Here is a 16,771-nt window from a genome sequence, read left to right on the forward strand (position 1 = left end):
ATCGCACTGTTCACAAAGAGCATTACGCAAGTCACACGCCAACTACGCCACACTTGTTGTTAATTAAATGTAAAACTATGATTACCAAGCGATAACAAACCAAGTGAGCGATGTTTGAGCGGATGTATGGTGTGAACACCAATGTTCAAGTGTTCCAAAATGGCACACCCTCACTGTGACAAAATGGTACAGTCATGGAACTTCAACACATTAGCGATAACAATTGGCTTTCAACTTCATGGGTCAGAAGTGAACAAGCGGGTTTAAAACAGCGTCGACGCCCTGAAGATATTCGAGTAACGCCAGCAACGCTCCAAGATAGGCGTCACCAACTCAATTTTTTGCTAGAGGCAGTCACTCAATTTGCGCTCCCTCTGTTTAATCAGCTATTTGCTCATAGCGACAGTCGCTTAATTTTGACGGATTCAGATGGTGTCATCATCGGCAGTTGGGGACAGCCTAGATTTCGTGAAAAGTTAACGGAAATCTCGCTAAGCTCTGGTGCATGCTGGCAAGAAAAGGTCAAAGGCACCAACGCGATTGGTACAGCCTTGGTTGAAGCAAAGCCCGTTTCTGTTATTGGTGATCAGCACTTTATCCAACACCATCGTTTTATTAGCTGTTCGGCTAATCCTATTTTCGATCATCTTGGTAACCTCATTGGCGTATTAGATATTACGAGCGAGCAAAAGAGACATGACTTCTCAACGCAAGTACTAGTACAAAACATGGTCCAGCAAGTGGAGAATCAACTACTTAACTTGATTCCACAAGGGCATATTCGTGTGGATTTAGCGTGCGAAAAAGGTTTACTGAATAGTGGTTGGCAAGGAATTATCATTGCAAATGAAGACGGACAAGTTTTGGCTCACAATCAAGTAGCCTCTCAACTTTTTGCGCAAAAAAGTATCATTGGGCAATCCTTAGACGACATTCTATCCACTCGGGGAAATGAGCACCCTTTCGTTTTCAAAACAAAACCGCTTACCGATAACGATAGCAAGGTCAAGTCTCGTGCTGTAGCGGCGTCCAATGATCTTCATTATGGCGACTCCGCTGTTGAGCACTGTTGGCAGCAAGCCAATCGCGTCATCGATAAAGACATCAGTTTGTTGATTCTCGGAGAGACTGGTGTTGGCAAAAACGAGTTTGTGAAAGCACTCCATAAAAACAGCCAGAGAAAAACGGGACCGTTAGTTTCCGTCAACTGCGGAGCGCTACCAAAAGATCTGGTTGAATCTGAATTATTTGGCTACGTAGCCGGTGCCTTTACTGGCGCAAACAGCAAAGGCTATCAGGGAAAAATTCGCCAAGCACACAAAGGGATTTTGTTTCTAGATGAAATCGCAGATTTACCCTTGGAAGCTCAAAGCCGATTGCTCCATGTATTGCAAGATAAAACCGTGCTTCCCGTGGGTTCCAACCAAAGCATTCAAGTCGATACGCAAATCATTGCAGCCACGCATAAAGATCTGGAACATTTGGTCAGCGAAGGATTGTTCCGCCAAGATTTGTATTATCGCCTTAATGGCTTGATCATTGAGCTACCTCGCTTTGAGGAGCGTGAAGATAAACGACAACTGATTGAGAACATTCATCGGCGTCACGCCGAATCTGAACAACAGCTTTGCCCTCACCTACTTTCTCTGATGCTGTCTTACTCATGGCCAGGAAATTTGCGTGAACTCGATAGTTTAATCAAAGTATCCGCCTTAATGGCGCAAGGTGAAGAAATATTGGAACTCACACACGTCCCAGCCCACCTAAGTAAGAAACTCAGCCAAGCTCAAGAAGTGGCAGCATCCGCTGAACCAACTTCAGAACTGCGTGCAACCGTCGAAGATAAGTTGCTCAAAACATATCAAGCCAACCAGGGGAACATTAGCAAAACGTCTCGTATGCTTGGTGTGAGCCGAAATACCATTTACAGAAAGTTGAAAAGCCTTGGCATATTAAGTTAATTCTACGACCTCAGATACAAAAAGAGCACCGTTGCGGTGCTCTTTCTCTTTGAAACCTAGCTTACAGGCCGCCTTGTTGTTGTGCCTGTTTTACTAATGCCTGACGTTGAGTTTCCTTCTCAGAGATCACTTGATTGTCCTTGTGCATTTCCTGTTCCAATTCTGCTGGAATGAAAACAAAGTACTTGTTAAGAGTCATCTTAGAACCTCAATTTGCTGTGTTAATTACCTTCTTGGTCGACGTAAACAAAACCAGAAAAACATGTTTTACTGGATCCTTGTTGCTAGTTTCAAAAAATAAAGGATGTTCATATAATAAACATCCTCCATGTGGGCGCTAATTATAGGCGTAGTTTAGAGGCTTACCTAGCACTCTTTTTCACCTTTTGTGCAATCTGAGTTTCGATCGAAAAACAGATTTAATTGCCCGTAGTTACTAAGGTATTGTTAAACAGAGAAAAAAGCTTTTACTGTAACTGACGACAGGGATGAGCTTACGAGTGTAGGTTCACTTACAATTGTGTATCGTAGAGTTCGAATACGATAATAATAGCGCTACATGCCCTTAATCTGCGTAGTTAAAAACTTTGAAGTGATAGACAACCGAAGTCATATCTGTGCAACTCAGTTTAACGATTTGTCTACCAGTTCAATATTTCACCTTTTTTGAGAAATCTTTAGCCACTTTTTTGTGTGAAACGTCCCAAAAGAGCAGACAATTAAAAGTGTGGCATATGACCACAATTGTCTATTCCCACTTAGCATCGGGAGGCGTTTATGAAAAGTAACAAACTTGGCCATGTGATGTCTTTCAGCAGGATGTTTTCCTTCATCGCATTCTTGACGGCCACATTCGCATGGATTCTCAGCATGTACGCCCTATTTACTGTTTCTTTAGTGGCTCTTGTGGTCAGTGCAATTCTCTACCTAAAAGACAGGTTTTATCAAAACAAGAAAACGACCACTGAAAAGAGCGCCTAGGCGCTCTTTTCTATTGAATGTCATTTCTGTGTGACTTGATATAGTTATCAATCCGTTCGAGTTCGTGAAAATAGCCATACATACCAATACGATTAATTTCTGGTTCTATACAGTATTTTTCTTCTTTTACCATAGCTTCTACAAACATTCCGCTTGATGCAATTGTGAAAGGTGGGCACGCTGAGTAACCATTATTTTCTGCAATATACTTCAATCGCCCAAATTCAAAAATTTGACCTGGAATAGCAACGATAAGGGACAAGACAATTGTTATAGTTATCACTTTAATCGGCACTTTGACTAACTGAGTCATTCGATCAAATAAAATATAGACCAATAATGTAGGGCACAAGAGTAAGCTTGCGATACTTAAAACATATGACGCATCAATGTAGACCACTTGAAAACCACTACTGAGCTGACGCGGTAGAGATTCGAAAACGAAATGATGATAAAGGCTATAGATGGAGTAAGTAATCAGTAATATGAACATAAGCAACACGAAAGCTGTGTGAAATGGATGCTTCTGTTGTGTCATTTCTATTACCTTATAGTTGAGGAGACGGCAGAGAGCGGCTTAGCTTCACTCTTCGAAGAGAAATATTAAACTGCTAGCAAATGCATGCTCTCCCATTTCTGAGAAGTGCGTGACGAATCAACGTTTAATGTAACTTTTAAATCTACCAATATCTTACAGACGCAAAAAAGGATGCCACTTGGGCACCCTTTTGCTTTGATCAGCTTACTGACCGCGGATTAAACGTCGTAAGTTGTGGACGCTGTGTCGCCGCCTGTACCAGTCCAGTTAGTGTGGAAGAATTCACCACGTGGACGGTCAATACGCTCATAAGTGTGAGCACCGAAGTAGTCACGTTGAGCTTGAAGCAGGTTCGCTGGTAGACGAGCAGTTGTGTAACCGTCTAGGAAAGATAGCGCAGAAATCGTACATGGCATTGGGATACCAGACTCTAGAGATTTCGCTGCTACTTTACGCCATGCTGCTAGGCTGCCTTGTAGGATGTTTTTGAAGTACTCATCAGAACCAAGGAATGCGATGTCTGGGTTCGCTTCGTACGCATCACGGATGTTGCCTAGGAACGCAGAGCGGATGATACAACCACCACGCCACATTAGTGCTACGTTACCGTAGTTTAGGTCCCAACCGTTTTCGTTCGATGCTTCGCGCATTAGCATGAAGCCTTGAGCGTAAGAGATGATCTTAGAAGCTAGTAGCGCTTGACGTAGTGCATCAACCCACTCTTGCTTGTCGCCTTCAACTGGAGTGATTGTCTTACCGAATAGAGATTCAGCTTCAACACGTTGGTCTTTCAGTGCAGATAGACAACGAGAGAATACAGACTCAGAGATAAGCGTTAGTGGAATACCTAGGTCTAGTGCGTTGATACCAGTCCATTTACCAGTACCTTTTTGGCCTGCTGTGTCTAGGATCTTTTCAACGAGAGGCTCACCGTCTTCATCTTTGTAGCCAAGAATGTCAGCCGTGATTTCAACAAGGTAGCTGTCTAGTTCAGTCTTGTTCCAATCAGCGAATACTGCTTGCATCTCGTCTGCAGACATACCAAGACCGTCTTTCATGAACTGGTAAGCTTCTGTGATAAGCTGCATGTCACCGTATTCGATACCGTTGTGTACCATCTTAACGAAGTGACCAGCACCGTCGTTACCAACCCAGTCACAACATGGTTCACCAGCGTCAGTTTTCGCAGCGATACCTTGGAAGATAGGCTTAACCGCTTCCCATGCTTCAGCAGCACCGCCAGGCATGATAGATGGACCGAAGCGCGCACCTTCTTCACCACCAGATACACCAGTACCGATGAAGTGGATACCTTTTTCACGTAGTGCAGCAACACGACGGTTTGTATCTGGGTAGTTAGTGTTACCACCGTCAATAATGATGTCGCCTTTGTCTAGCAGAGGTACTAGCGCTTCGATGAACTTGTCTACAACGTCACCAGCGCGAACCATCAACATTACTTTACGCGGCGTTTCTAGCTTCTCTACTAGTTCTTCTAGAGAGTATGCACCGATGATGTTCGTGCCTTTTGCTGGACCTTCCAGGAACTCGTCTACTTTAGCAGCAGTACGGTTGTGAGCAACCACTTTAAAGCCGTGATCGTTCATGTTTAGGATAAGGTTTTGACCCATTACTGCTAGGCCAATTACACCGATATCACCTTTCATTGTTTCTCTCCAATTTTATTTCATCGACGAGCAGCGTCTTAAGCAATTTTTGCTGCCGCGTCTAAATCTAAATACCATTCCGTTAGGCCCGATTTCGCTTGAATCTTAGCCGCTGGGTATGGCAGTGCGTGTGCTGGTGAACTGTTAATTTCTTCAACAATGTCCGCTTTTCCTGCACCAAGCACTAAGTAACTAATGCGTTTCGCTGCTTCTAATACGCGTGCGGTTTTCGACACACGAAGTTGGCCCGATTCAGGATGCGACGCCACAAGAGATAGGTTCGCATCATCATAATTCGTTTGGCCAGGGAACAGAGAAGCTGTATGACCATCTGCACCAACGCCTAATAAGATCCAGTCAAACACAGGTGTGCCGTTTTCATTCGGGATTACCTCTGCCATCTCTTTTGCAAAGCGCTCGGCTTCTGCTTTAGGCTCATCTTCGCCACGGATGCGGTGAATGTTTTCTGCAGGAATATTTACTTGGCTAAACAACAACGTGTTCGCTTCACCGTAGTTGCTTTCTGCATCGTCAGGGGCAACACAACGTTCGTCACCCCACCAAAAGTGGAGGTTTTCCCATTGAATGGAGGTTGCGTAAGCCTCTGAAGCCAGTAGTTTAAACAGCATTTTAGGAGTGCTGCCGCCAGAAAGAGAGATGTGAACAGGTCTGCCCATTTCGCTAAACGCTTTCATATCGTTAGCTAGGCTTTCAACTACCTGTTCTGCTGTTTGGTAGATCTTATGGTTGATCATAGTTCACAGTAATCCGTATCTGTTAAGTTTTTACATGGGAAACGCCAAGCGCGGCCATCACGCTGTAACAAGTCATCTGACTCTTTAGGTCCCCAAGTGCCGCATGCGTACCCGAAGAGGGATTGTGGATCTTGCTTAAAATCTAAGATTGGCTGTACGTATTGCCAGCACGCTTCCACCGCATCACTACGTGCAAATAGCGTAGCATCACCATTCAAAGCATCAAGTAGAAGGCGCTCGTATGCCGTTAGCATTTGCGTTTCTTGCAAGTCAGCGTAATGGAAGTTCATTTTCACTTCCTTCGCTTCAAAGCCTGCGCCTGGCTCTTTCAAGCCAAAGCTCATTTGAATGCCTTCGTCTGGTTGAATACGAATGATCAGCTTGTTTTCTGGTGCGTTTTGACCAAACACAGGATGCGGTGTTTGTTTAAAGTGGATAACCACCTCAGTAACGCGTGTTGGAAGACGCTTACCAGTACGCACGTAAAATGGCACGCCATTCCAACGCCAGTTGTTGATGTACGCTTTCAAACCGATGTAAGTCTCTGTACGAGAATCGTCTGCAACTCCCGGCTCTTCACGGTAGCCGCGTAGGCTTTGCCCACGAACTTCAGACGCCGTGTATTGGCCTAACACTAGGTCGTTGCGCAGAGCGTTTTCGTCTAATGGCTTTAAGCATTGAAGCACTTTTACCACTTCATCACGCATCGAGTCTGCATTGATTTGCGCTGGTGGTTCCATACCTACCATTGCTAATACTTGTAGCAAGTGGTTTTGGAACATGTCGCGCACAGCGCCAGAGTTGTCGTAGTAACCACCACGCTCCTCTACGCCAAGGAATTCTGCGCCTGTGATTTCAACGTAATCAATGAAGTTACGGTTCCAAAGCGGCTCAAACATCGCATTAGAGAAACGAAGCACAAGTAGGTTTTGTACCGTTTCTTTACCTAAGTAATGGTCAATTCGGTAGATTTGATGCTCTTGGAAGTGCTCGTGAATTTCTTTGTCCAGAATACGCGCCGATTCAAGATCATAGCCGAATGGTTTCTCAATGATCAGGCGTTTCCAGCCATCCTCTTCAGTGTTAAGACCATGTGCTGCAAGACTTGCAGGGATCACACTGTATAAACTTGGTGGGGTTGCTAAGTAAAAAAGCGTATTGCGTTGCTCGAATTGATATTCGTCCGCAAGTTGGTCTAAGCGAGAAGATAGCTTACCGTAATCTTGTGTGTCAGAAGTATTAATTGCTTGGTAGTGCAGATGGTTAATAAATGCATCAAGCGTTTCTGGCTCAGTATTTTCCATTTCCTGAAGCGATTTTTTCAGCTTCGCGCGGTAAGACTCATCACTGTATTCAGTGCGACTTACACCCAGAATGGCAAAATTCTCTGGAAGCTGCTTGTTCGCGTAGAGGTGGTATAAAGCAGGAATGAGCTTACGGTACGTAAGGTCACCTGAAGCACCAAAAATAACGATGCTGCTGTTTTCTGGTATTACCATCATCTTTCCCTTAAAAACGAGGTACTTATTGTGTGCCCGGATACGGCTAGAGAATGAGCCAACCCTATCAATGGCACCTCAAAATAGAAAATTGGTCTTACCTATTACGTTGATAGGTAAAGTCTATGGGCCCAAAGAACCTTAAGAAGTTGCATTTCCGATTCTTGGAAACACGACGTATTGAGGTCATTTAAGTCACTTATGTCTCAAAAGTACACACTGTACTCGCTGGAGGAGAGTCCGACACGGGGCGATATTGTCTACGACTATTTGATTTACATCAACACTTGCCAGTGCAAACGTTTAAATAAGTTGCACAAAACGTCATAAGCGATTGTATTTTATTGATAAAAAAAGTTTCATCTGAACGCTCCAAAATTTAAGCAAAAACTCTAATATGGGTAAAAATCACTCATACTTGCAATCCATTACAGTTTTATCGTGATCTGTGTTACTTACTTTTTATTTCATCATCCTATTGATAATGATACTCAATTAAAGATAATGAAATCACTATTAATGTGAAAGTAGAACGCCATGAAATCAAGCGCCATTAACCCACATCCCATTAACCGAATACAATCGGTGCTTGACTACATTCACACCAACTTAGACAGCACTCTGAGCGTAGATGAAATATCAAAAGCAAGTTGTTGGTCGCGCTGGCAACTGCAACGCGTATTTCAACAACACACTGGCGTATCCGTCGCTCACTACATCAGAGAGCTTAAACTTAGCCTTGCGGCTGAGCGCTTAATCCATACTTCTGACCGCTCGTTAGATATAGCGATAGAAATGGGATTTACATCTGAACACGCATTTAGCCGAGCGTTCAGGAATATGTTTTCAAAAAGCCCCCGCGAATATCGAAAAACGCAACAACTCTCCGGGTTGAGGCAACCTTTGACGCTGCGTAAGACACCAGAAGAAGAGAAAAAACATCAGCGCTTTATTGAAGTTCGAATAGAAACAAAACCGGCTTTTGAACTTGCTGGTTATCATGAACCTATTCACGGATTGTTTTCCGCTACGCCCGATTTCCAATCCAAAGTACCGTCACTTTGGTCACGTCTTTATTCATCTGAAAACCTTAACAATTCGGAAAGTAGTTACTTTGGCGTGATTGATGTGACGCAAGCGTATTCAAACAACCAACAACTTGAGTATTGGGCAGGTTATGAGTGCAGTCCAACAGCAAACGCACCAAGATCAACGAACTCTTCCGACTCGGGGTTAGACCTCTTGGCTGTTCCTGAGCAAACCTACGCCGTCATTACACACATAGGCAAAGCATCAGAGCTCGCCTCAACGCTGGAATGGTTTATTTTACATTGGCTACCCTACTCTAATTATCATGCTATCGATGGTTATGAGTTAGAGCTTTATCCAGAAGGTTATGATGTTGATAGCGAACAAGCACAAATGCAGTATTGGATTCCTGTCGAGCCAAACGACTCGCTATCTTTAAAACCTAAGAACAGAAGAATAAGTTCCAAAGATTAGTGTTTTGCACCAAATTGTTAACTTTTCCTATTTCTTTGAATATAGAATACAAATAACAATCATTATCAATAAATAGAAAAAGTAGTGGAATTTATAAATATGGAAAGTCCGATTCGATTTCATCGTTCAGCGGTTGCTATCGTCGTATCCGCATTGCTCGCTGGCCACGCCAATGCGACTGAGAGCGTATCCCAACACGAAACGATTACGGTGCTAGGAGAAACATACCGAAACACCGCAACTAAAACCGTTTTAGAACCGGAGGAAACACCGCAAGCGATCACGGTAATCACTAAAGATGACATGGACCTACGCGGCGTAAACTCGGTGAGCGAAGCATTGCGTTATGCGCCTGGCGTAAATACAGAATTGCGTGGTGGTGCCGTTTCCCGACTTGACCTATTCAATATTCGTGGTTTTATTAACTACACCAACTTTTATGATGGTCTTCCTTTGCTGTACAACGGTTGGAACCTTCAACCGCAGGTCGATTCCGTTGCTCTTGAGCAAATCGAGGTTTTTAAAGGGCCAACGTCTGTTCTTTACGGCAATATTCCACCAGGAGGTATGGTCAACATTATCGCCAAGGCGCCTCAGTCAACACCCTCACACTCTGTCTCGATTAGTACTGGGACTAACAACCTAAAAGAACTGACGTTCGACACCACAGGACAAATTGGTGATTCTAATGTGGATTACCGTATCGTCGGCCTGGCAAAACAGCGAGATGGTCAAGCCGATACGTCTGAAGATGAACGTTATGTACTCGCCCCATCTTTCAATTGGCAAGCGACAGAAAGCACATTAGTGAACGTGAATGTTTACTATCAAAATGATCCATCAGCAGGTATCTACACGACTGTGCCTGCATCTGGCTCAGTGATTAAAAACCCACTTGGCTCGATGTCACCAAGCACTTATTTAGGGGATGAGGACTGGAACACTTACGAACGCGAAGTTCTGATGATGGGTTACAAAGTCCAACACGACTTTAACAACAATTGGCAATTTCTACAGAATGCCCGCTACATGACCGCCGATGCCTATCAGGAAAACACATATAACGGTGCACTTGAAGCGGATAACCGTACCGTTGGTCGAAATGCCTATTTAACCGATGAAAAGTCCAAATCCTTTGTGATTGACAACCAGCTATCTGGCTACGTTAAAACAGGAAATTTTGAACATAACTTATTGTTCGGGCTTGATTATCAGTATTTAGATTCAGATGTAAAATACAAAGACACGCTTGGGTATTCGCTAACTCAGGACATTTTTAATCCTGACCACAACAGCATTGATCGTAATGCACTGAATTTCCAATACAAACAAAACTTAGATATCAAAACGAAGCAGATTGGCGTTTATTTCCAAGATCAAGTTCGTTACGACCAACTTGTAATGATTGCAGGTCTTCGTTGGGATAAATACGATTCAAATACAGACGCCGTTAGCGATTATCTAGGAGCAGTATCCAACAGCAAGGAAGAGTTAGACGATACCAACGTATCTTTCCGAGTCGGTGGTTTGTATGAGCTAGACTTTGGTCTCTCGCCATACCTTACTTACTCGGAAAGTTTCGAGCCAATTGCGGGTGCCGACTCTTCTGGTAAAGCATTTGAGCCATCAACCGGTCATCAATGGGAGTTAGGCTTTAAATACGCCCCATTATCTGGTGATATCTCAGGTAACTTAGCACTCTTCCATATTACGAAGAAAAACGCGATCTTGACCGATCCGAATAATCCTTATGCACCGAACTATCAAGCGGGCGAAGTGGTATCACAAGGTATTGAACTTGAGGCAAAATGGCAAGCCACAGCACAAGCTGATTTCACTCTAGGCTATACATATACCGATATGGAGATTACCGAGGACAGTTATTACAACCAAGAAGGTAAAACGCCGGTTTGGGTACCTGAGCAAACGGCCTCTCTATGGGCCAATTACTTCTTTGAAGGAAATCTTTCAGGCCTTCGTACCAGTGCTGGCGTTCGCTATGTCGGGGAAGCACAAATTGATGCACAGAATAGTCAAAAAGTACCGGACTACACCTTGTTTGATTTGGCAGCAAGTTACGATTTCTCAACGGTATCTGAATCAATGAAAGGGGCTAGCGTCACGCTTTCTGCAAGCAATCTATTCGATAAAGAATACTATTCTTGTTACGACAAAAATAACTGTTGGTTTGGCGCTGAGCGCTCTATCGAAGCGAAGTTAGAATACAACTTCTAACCTCTCAGAACAGAACAGCAGTAATTTGTAAAGCGATGGTTTCTACAACAAGCCATCGCTTTTTATTTTGCATAGAGCATCAATATAAACACTACCGTGTCACTTTTTTATAGCACCTTTCCGGCCTACCTACCGACCCATAGTTTAAATCAGCCTCTAGTTCACCAGTGCTGATCAGATACTCCAAATAGCGCCTTGCCGTTGTTCGGCTCACTCCGATTTTTTCACCTGCCTCATCAGCGGTCAGCGCACTGCCATTTGGGAACAACTCTCTGATCTTGTCTAGGGTTACACCATCAATCCCTTTTGGTAATCGGTTCGGCAAGTTGTCTTGATTGGCGTGAGACTGCAGCATTTTATCAACGAGGTTCTGATCCAAACTCTCTACGATGTCTAGTTGTTGGCGTTGGGACACATACTTTTTCAGTGCGGCATCTAAACGTGGAAACATCACTGGTTTTAACAGGTAATCGACAACGCCACCCCTCATCGCCTGTTGTAACGTATCGACATCCCTTGCGGCTGTAATCAAAATGACATCACACGTTTGGTTACTTACACGCAGTGTATTAAGTATCTCAAGCCCTGTGCCATCGGGAAGATAGACATCCATCAATAGTAAATCTGGCTTAAGAATGTCGAGTTGCATTTCCGCTTCCATTCTCGTGGTCGCAATTCCGACCACTTCCAAACCTGTCAGTTGGCTTAAGTATTTGTGGTGCAGCTCAGCAATAGCCAGATCATCTTCAATGATCATTACGCGAGTCGCCATACTCATAATTGTTCTTCCTTGGGTAAGTACACCGTTATTCTTGTCCCATAATTTGTATTGGGTATCATCTCAACATGGCCGTGATATCGAGTAGCAAGCTGATTGACAAGGTGTAACCCAACACCTCGATTTTGACGAGATTTCGTCGAAACGCCTTTTGTAAATAATGTTTGTGGATCCATTGTTTTTGGGAGGCCACAACCATGATCTATCACCTCAAGTATCACTTCATTTCCGTAATCGCTAACGGACACATCAATGTTTCTGCGTTCTGACGCAACATTTGATTCATCGCGAATTGAAGTTAACGTGGCATCGAAAGCGTTATCAATCAAATTACCCAAAATTGTGACAAGGTCTTCCGAATTTAGCCACTCAGGCAGGGGCTCCAGACGACTACCTTCCTCAACCACCAGTTGTAAGCCTAACTCGCGAGCACGTTCAGTTTTTCCAAGCAACATACCTGCAATTAGCGGGTCTTTAACGGTATCTCTTAAAAACTCAATCATTGCTTGATAGTGTGCGGTTTCTTGTCCAATTAACTTTTGCACCGCATCAAGCTCACCCATTTGTACTAGCCCGCTAATGGTGTTGAGCTTATTTCGATGCTCATGGGTTTGCGAACGTAACAAATCTGCATATTCCTTGGTTTGTGATAGCTGTTCGGTTAGATCATTGATTTCATCCCTTAAACGGAAACTCGATACCGCCCCCACGATTTTTCCATCAACATAAATTGGAGAGCGATTTGCAATCAGGCGCTTATGATTAAGGAATATTTCAATATCATGATCTTCCTGCCCGCTTTCTAACACTGTATATAGATCGCTATCACGCAGCGTGTCAGTCAAAGGTTTATTGAGCGCTGATTCTCTATCAATACCGAGAATCTGGCAGGCACTACGATTTATCGAGCGAAGTATCCCTTGGGCATCAATGCTTAACACGCCCTCTTTGATGGTGCTCATCGTCACTTCTAATTCGCCGTACAACCTCCCTATCTCTTCAGGCTCAAAGCCTAAAATGGCGCGCTGAAACTTTCTCGACGCATAATTGGATACAATGGCATTAGCGACGACAACTACGATGACCATTAAAATCAAAAAGGCCAAAAATGGTTCGATGCGGTCTTGCAGTCGGTCGAGCAAATAGCCAACCGAAACCACACCAATGATGTTCCCTTCCTCGTCAAAAATCGCAGCTTTACCACGAACTGAATAACCTAACGAGCCCTGTGCCGTCGAAACATAAGACAACCCCTGTTCTAGCGCTCGACGATTGTCGCCACCTCTCATTGGCTTGCCCAACCGCTCATCAACAGGGTGGATTAAGCGTACTCCCTTATGGTCGCCAATAACGATGAATGCAGCACCTATGGCTTCGGTTAATTCTCTAAAGCGAAGTTGGTATGGCTGGGGGTTTTGGGTTTCGATCATTTCACGAACAACCGCTGAGTCCGCTAAAAAACGGGCAACACCCAGTGCTTTTTCTCCCATTTCTTGCTCTTGATTGATTTTGAGATAAGTGAACCCTGCGGCGACAAGCAATAACAGCTCTATCAACCCCGATAGCGTCATGATAATGAGCATCCGCTTACGAAAGCTGATGGTTTTCCAACTCATTGATACATCCTTGTGATTCACTCTTGAGCGTAACGTTAACATTCAGTTAACAGCATGACGTTGTCGCGGTGATAAATCTGTGAGGAAGGCAAACAAACCGCAGAGTTTACGGTTAATTAATCGACGAGCTGAAACATAAAATTACAACCATTCACCAAATTTAGCATTCCTCTCTGATACTCAATTCCATACATAAATTGCCCTTAAAATCATGATCGTGATCACATCGATTTTAGCGGTTTTTGAGGCGTTTTTAGACTTTACAACGTATAATTTTTAATCAACGAAACCAATGAGAGTTTCGGTTTGAAAGCAGTGAAGCTGGAAGTCTATTAAAAGCTCAACATTGATGTCAGTGGTTTGGACACAAATAAAACAAAATACAAATACTGACTATATGACAAACACTTAGACACCATCTGAAAACTGGAAAACTATAAACAGAGGTGCATTTATAGTTAGAAGGAACACCAAACATGGAACGCGATACCTTTGGAATATGCCTGAATAAGGCGATGCTGTCAGAGAATATGTATTCAACATTTACACACGTCAGGGCTTATGAAAAAAACGGAGGCGGTACTTCTGATCTCAAAGTCCTGTTATCGTTCCCTCAAATGAGTGGAAAAGATCTATTGAATACGATGCGAGGTTCTCGTCAGCTCGAGTGGAGAGCGGAGTTTCACTGTCCATATACGAAATAAATTTGTAACATCTCCCGCGCCCAGCACAAATATAACTGGGCGCATACTACTGCCCAATTTTCCCTCCTACTTAACACGCAGTTACGAATCCTTTATATTAGAGCTAATACTCTACGACAAAGCAGCCATTATGAAAAAAACAGGAAAGTTTTGGATACTGGGCTTACTTAGCAGCTCGATTTCCCTTACCTGTCATGCGGCACCGATCACTTTTGATACCGCATGGCAGCTATTGCTAGAAAACAACTATTCTCTTAAAGCTCAACGCTCAAACGTCGAGAACTACCAATACCAAGAGAGTGCCACCAGCAATCTCAACTTACCTCAGGTTACTATTGGCGCGAATTACACGCGTTTAGATACCGATATCACGCTGTCGGGAAAACAGATCCTAGACAGCACAGAAGCACACATTAACGTACCTCCTGCTTTTCAGCCTATTTTTGGTGCCTTAGCTAATACCACTTCGACCATAACCGAGCGCGATATTTTCTCTTCGTCTATTCGTGCCATTTGGCCAATTTTTACTGGTGGTCGAATTTCTGCGGCTCAATCAGCAGCAGAAGGCAAAACGGATGAGGCGAAAAGTCAGCTTTTAATGGAACAACAAGCGCGTTTTGAAGATTTATCGAAGTACTACTTTTCTGTCGTACTGGCAAAGGAAGTACTCGCAACGCGGCAAGCGGTTGAAGCAGGGCTAAAAAAGCATCGAGATTTTGCCATTAAGCTTGAAGAGCAAGGACAAATCGCGCACGTTGAGCGCCTGCAAGCCGAGGCTTCTTTAGATAAAGCATCCGTAGAAACACGTAAAGCTGCCAGCGATTTGAGTATCGCTCAGGCTGCATTAGGTAAATTACTCGCACAAGATGATGCCGTAGAGCCCGCTGAATCTTTGTTTATCAACGACAGTCTTCCCCCTCTTAGCGCTTTTGTCGATCAAACGTTGCTTACCTATCCGGGGTTAGAACTTCTGAGCGCTAAACACAAACAAGCCTCTAGCTTAATCAAAGCAGAAAAAGGGAAATACTACCCTGAAGTTTATCTTTACGGCGACTACAGCTTGTATGAAGACGATTCTCTCGCAAGCCAAATGAAGCCAGACTGGTTAGTTGGTGTTGGTGTCAGCATTCCACTGATTGAATCATCAGGGCGAAGCGAAAAAGTCAAAGCCGCTCAAAGCGTCGTCTCGCAGGTCGACTCATTAAAGTCCCAAGCCAAACAAGACTTATCGCTGTTAGTCCAAAAGACATACTTGGAGGCTCAGCAAGCCATTGATGAAGTACAAGGGCTCGCATCTAGCATTGAACTCGCTAACGAAAACCTGCGCTTGCGTGAAAAAGCATTTACTCAGGGTCTGTCGTCTTCTCTGGATGTTGTGGATGCACAACTTTATGTCGCGAGTATAGAAACACAACGTTCAGCGGCGCGTTTCCGCTATTTAATATCTTTAACCAAGCTACTCGCATTGAGCAGTGAAATAAACAGCTTCGAACAATATCAAAATACCGCTTATATCCCTGCTTCAACATCCAAAGAGGTGAAATAAATCATGGCAGCTAAATCACTAAAACCCGTTTTACTCTCACTTTGTGCTTTGGGTGTTGCCTCTTGGGTTGGGTATCAATTTTACCAAGCCTATCAACCAGAACCGATCCGCTTACAGGGATTAATTGAAGCCCAGCAATACAGCATTTCCTCAAAAGTCCCAGGGCGTATTGATGAGGTAATGGTACGTAAAGGCGACGATGTAGAGAAAGGTCAGCTTATTTTTACCCTTCATAGTCCTGAAATTGAAGCGAAGTTAGAACAAGCAAAAGCAGGTGAAAAAGCGGCGGACGCCTTAGCTCAAGAAGCTGAGAAAGGCGCACGTGAGCAACAAATCCAAGCAGCAAAAGATCAGTGGATGAAAGCCAAAGCCGCTGCGAATTTAATGGAAAAAACCTACAATCGTGTGAATAACCTTTATAACGATGGCGTGGTTGCAGAACAAAAACGCGATGAAGCTTTAACTCAATGGCAAGCAGCGAAATACACAGAAAGTGCCGCGTTTCAAATGTACGAAATGGCAAAAGAAGGCGCTAGAAGTGAAACCAAAGTGGCTGCGGCGGAAAAAGCGCGCATGGCATCAGGTGCCGTAGCCGAAGTAGAAGCGTACGCGAAAGATACTCAGATCTACAGCTGGTTCGACGGCGAAGTCTCTCAAGTTCTACTTCAAAGTGGTGAATTAGCACCTCAGGGCTTCCCGGTTGTTACTGTGATAGATACAGAAGATGCCTGGGCGACACTTAATGTGCGTGAAGATTACCTTCAACACTTTAAAAAAGGAGCAACCTTTGATGCCTATTTGCCTGCCTTAAACAAAAATGTTGAGTTCAAAGTAACGCATGTTGCCGTTATGGGTGACTTTGCAACGTGGAGAGCAACCGATGCTTCTCAAGGTTTTGATCTTCGTACCTTTGAAGTAGAAGCTCGTCCAGCTCAACCCGAACCTGAACTGCGTATGGGAATGAGTGTTGTCGTTGAACTTTAATCAC

At 43.9% G+C, this 16,771-nt stretch carries 14 protein-coding genes; 7 read left to right on the plus strand and 7 right to left on the minus strand.

Translation table 11 applies throughout. The annotated features are described in order from the left end of the window. The first annotated feature begins 194 nt into the window (after positions 1-194). Positions 195-1,961 (plus strand): sigma-54-dependent Fis family transcriptional regulator, encoded by a 1,767-nt coding sequence (locus R7F67_RS14150; RefSeq protein ID WP_318057237.1) that lies wholly within the window; start codon positions 195-197, stop codon positions 1,959-1,961. Positions 1,962-2,022: 61 nt separating this feature from the next. Here the strand turns inward: R7F67_RS14150 and R7F67_RS14155 are convergent, their stop codons facing one another. Beyond that, positions 2,023-2,160, minus strand: a complete 138-nt coding sequence (locus R7F67_RS14155) for a hypothetical protein (RefSeq protein WP_005377165.1) — start codon at positions 2,158-2,160, stop codon at positions 2,023-2,025. A gap of 578 nt (positions 2,161-2,738) precedes the next feature. Between R7F67_RS14155 and R7F67_RS14160 the strand changes: the two genes are divergently transcribed. Then, entirely contained in the window at positions 2,739-2,942 is a 204-nt protein-coding gene (locus R7F67_RS14160; protein ID WP_005377162.1) for a hypothetical protein, read from the plus strand. A gap of 10 nt (positions 2,943-2,952) precedes the next feature. Here the strand turns inward: R7F67_RS14160 and R7F67_RS14165 are convergent, their stop codons facing one another. The 4 genes from R7F67_RS14165 to zwf form a co-directional block, all read right to left on the minus strand. Continuing rightward, a complete protein-coding gene (locus tag R7F67_RS14165; RefSeq protein WP_151514835.1) occupies positions 2,953-3,480 on the minus strand; it encodes a hypothetical protein in 528 nt (175 codons plus the stop codon). A gap of 218 nt (positions 3,481-3,698) precedes the next feature. Then, positions 3,699-5,147 carry a decarboxylating NADP(+)-dependent phosphogluconate dehydrogenase gene (gnd, locus tag R7F67_RS14170; RefSeq protein WP_005377160.1) on the minus strand — a complete coding sequence of 483 codons (1,449 nt, stop codon included), beginning with the start codon at positions 5,145-5,147 and terminating at the stop codon, positions 3,699-3,701. A gap of 38 nt (positions 5,148-5,185) precedes the next feature. Further along, complete coding sequence (gene pgl / locus R7F67_RS14175; RefSeq protein WP_005387158.1) at positions 5,186-5,902, minus strand: 6-phosphogluconolactonase; 717 nt, start codon at positions 5,900-5,902, stop codon at positions 5,186-5,188. Then, positions 5,899-7,401 carry a glucose-6-phosphate dehydrogenase gene (gene zwf / locus R7F67_RS14180; RefSeq protein WP_258476805.1) on the minus strand — a complete coding sequence of 501 codons (1,503 nt, stop codon included), beginning with the start codon at positions 7,399-7,401 and terminating at the stop codon, positions 5,899-5,901. Before zwf ends, pgl begins: the two co-directional genes overlap by 4 nt. Positions 7,402-7,938: 537 nt before the next feature. Between zwf and R7F67_RS14185 the strand changes: the two genes are divergently transcribed. Both R7F67_RS14185 and R7F67_RS14190 read left to right on the plus strand, forming a co-directional pair. Then, positions 7,939-8,904, plus strand: a complete 966-nt coding sequence (locus tag R7F67_RS14185) for a helix-turn-helix domain-containing protein (protein ID WP_318057238.1) — start codon at positions 7,939-7,941, stop codon at positions 8,902-8,904. A 99-nt stretch (positions 8,905-9,003) separates the two neighbouring features. Then, positions 9,004-11,139: a TonB-dependent siderophore receptor gene (locus R7F67_RS14190; RefSeq protein WP_017634564.1), complete on the plus strand. Its 2,136-nt coding sequence runs from the start codon at positions 9,004-9,006 to the stop codon at positions 11,137-11,139. Between the two features lie 91 nt (positions 11,140-11,230). Here the strand turns inward: R7F67_RS14190 and R7F67_RS14195 are convergent, their stop codons facing one another. Both R7F67_RS14195 and R7F67_RS14200 read right to left on the minus strand, forming a co-directional pair. Further along, positions 11,231-11,917 (minus strand): response regulator, encoded by a 687-nt coding sequence (locus R7F67_RS14195; RefSeq protein WP_258475337.1) that lies wholly within the window; start codon positions 11,915-11,917, stop codon positions 11,231-11,233. Continuing rightward, complete coding sequence (locus tag R7F67_RS14200) at positions 11,914-13,533, minus strand: sensor histidine kinase (RefSeq protein ID WP_005377131.1); 1,620 nt, start codon at positions 13,531-13,533, stop codon at positions 11,914-11,916. Before R7F67_RS14200 ends, R7F67_RS14195 begins: the two co-directional genes overlap by 4 nt. A 476-nt stretch (positions 13,534-14,009) precedes the next feature. On the opposite strand from R7F67_RS14200, the gene R7F67_RS14205 reads away from it, so the two are divergent. The 3 genes from R7F67_RS14205 (at position 14,010) to R7F67_RS14215 (ending at position 16,767) form a co-directional block, all read left to right on the plus strand. Next, on the plus strand, positions 14,010-14,237 hold the full coding sequence (locus R7F67_RS14205) for a hypothetical protein (protein WP_005377125.1): 228 nt from the start codon (positions 14,010-14,012) through the stop codon (positions 14,235-14,237). A gap of 130 nt (positions 14,238-14,367) precedes the next feature. After that, complete coding sequence (locus R7F67_RS14210; RefSeq protein WP_213968077.1) at positions 14,368-15,783, plus strand: TolC family protein; 1,416 nt, start codon at positions 14,368-14,370, stop codon at positions 15,781-15,783. A gap of 3 nt (positions 15,784-15,786) precedes the next feature. Continuing rightward, positions 15,787-16,767, plus strand: a complete 981-nt coding sequence (locus R7F67_RS14215) for an HlyD family secretion protein (protein WP_005377122.1) — start codon at positions 15,787-15,789, stop codon at positions 16,765-16,767. Positions 16,768-16,771: the final 4 nt, after the last annotated feature.

This window comes from Vibrio sp. YT-17, from assembly GCF_033337375.1.
Lineage (GTDB): Bacteria > Pseudomonadota > Gammaproteobacteria > Enterobacterales > Vibrionaceae > Vibrio > Vibrio alginolyticus.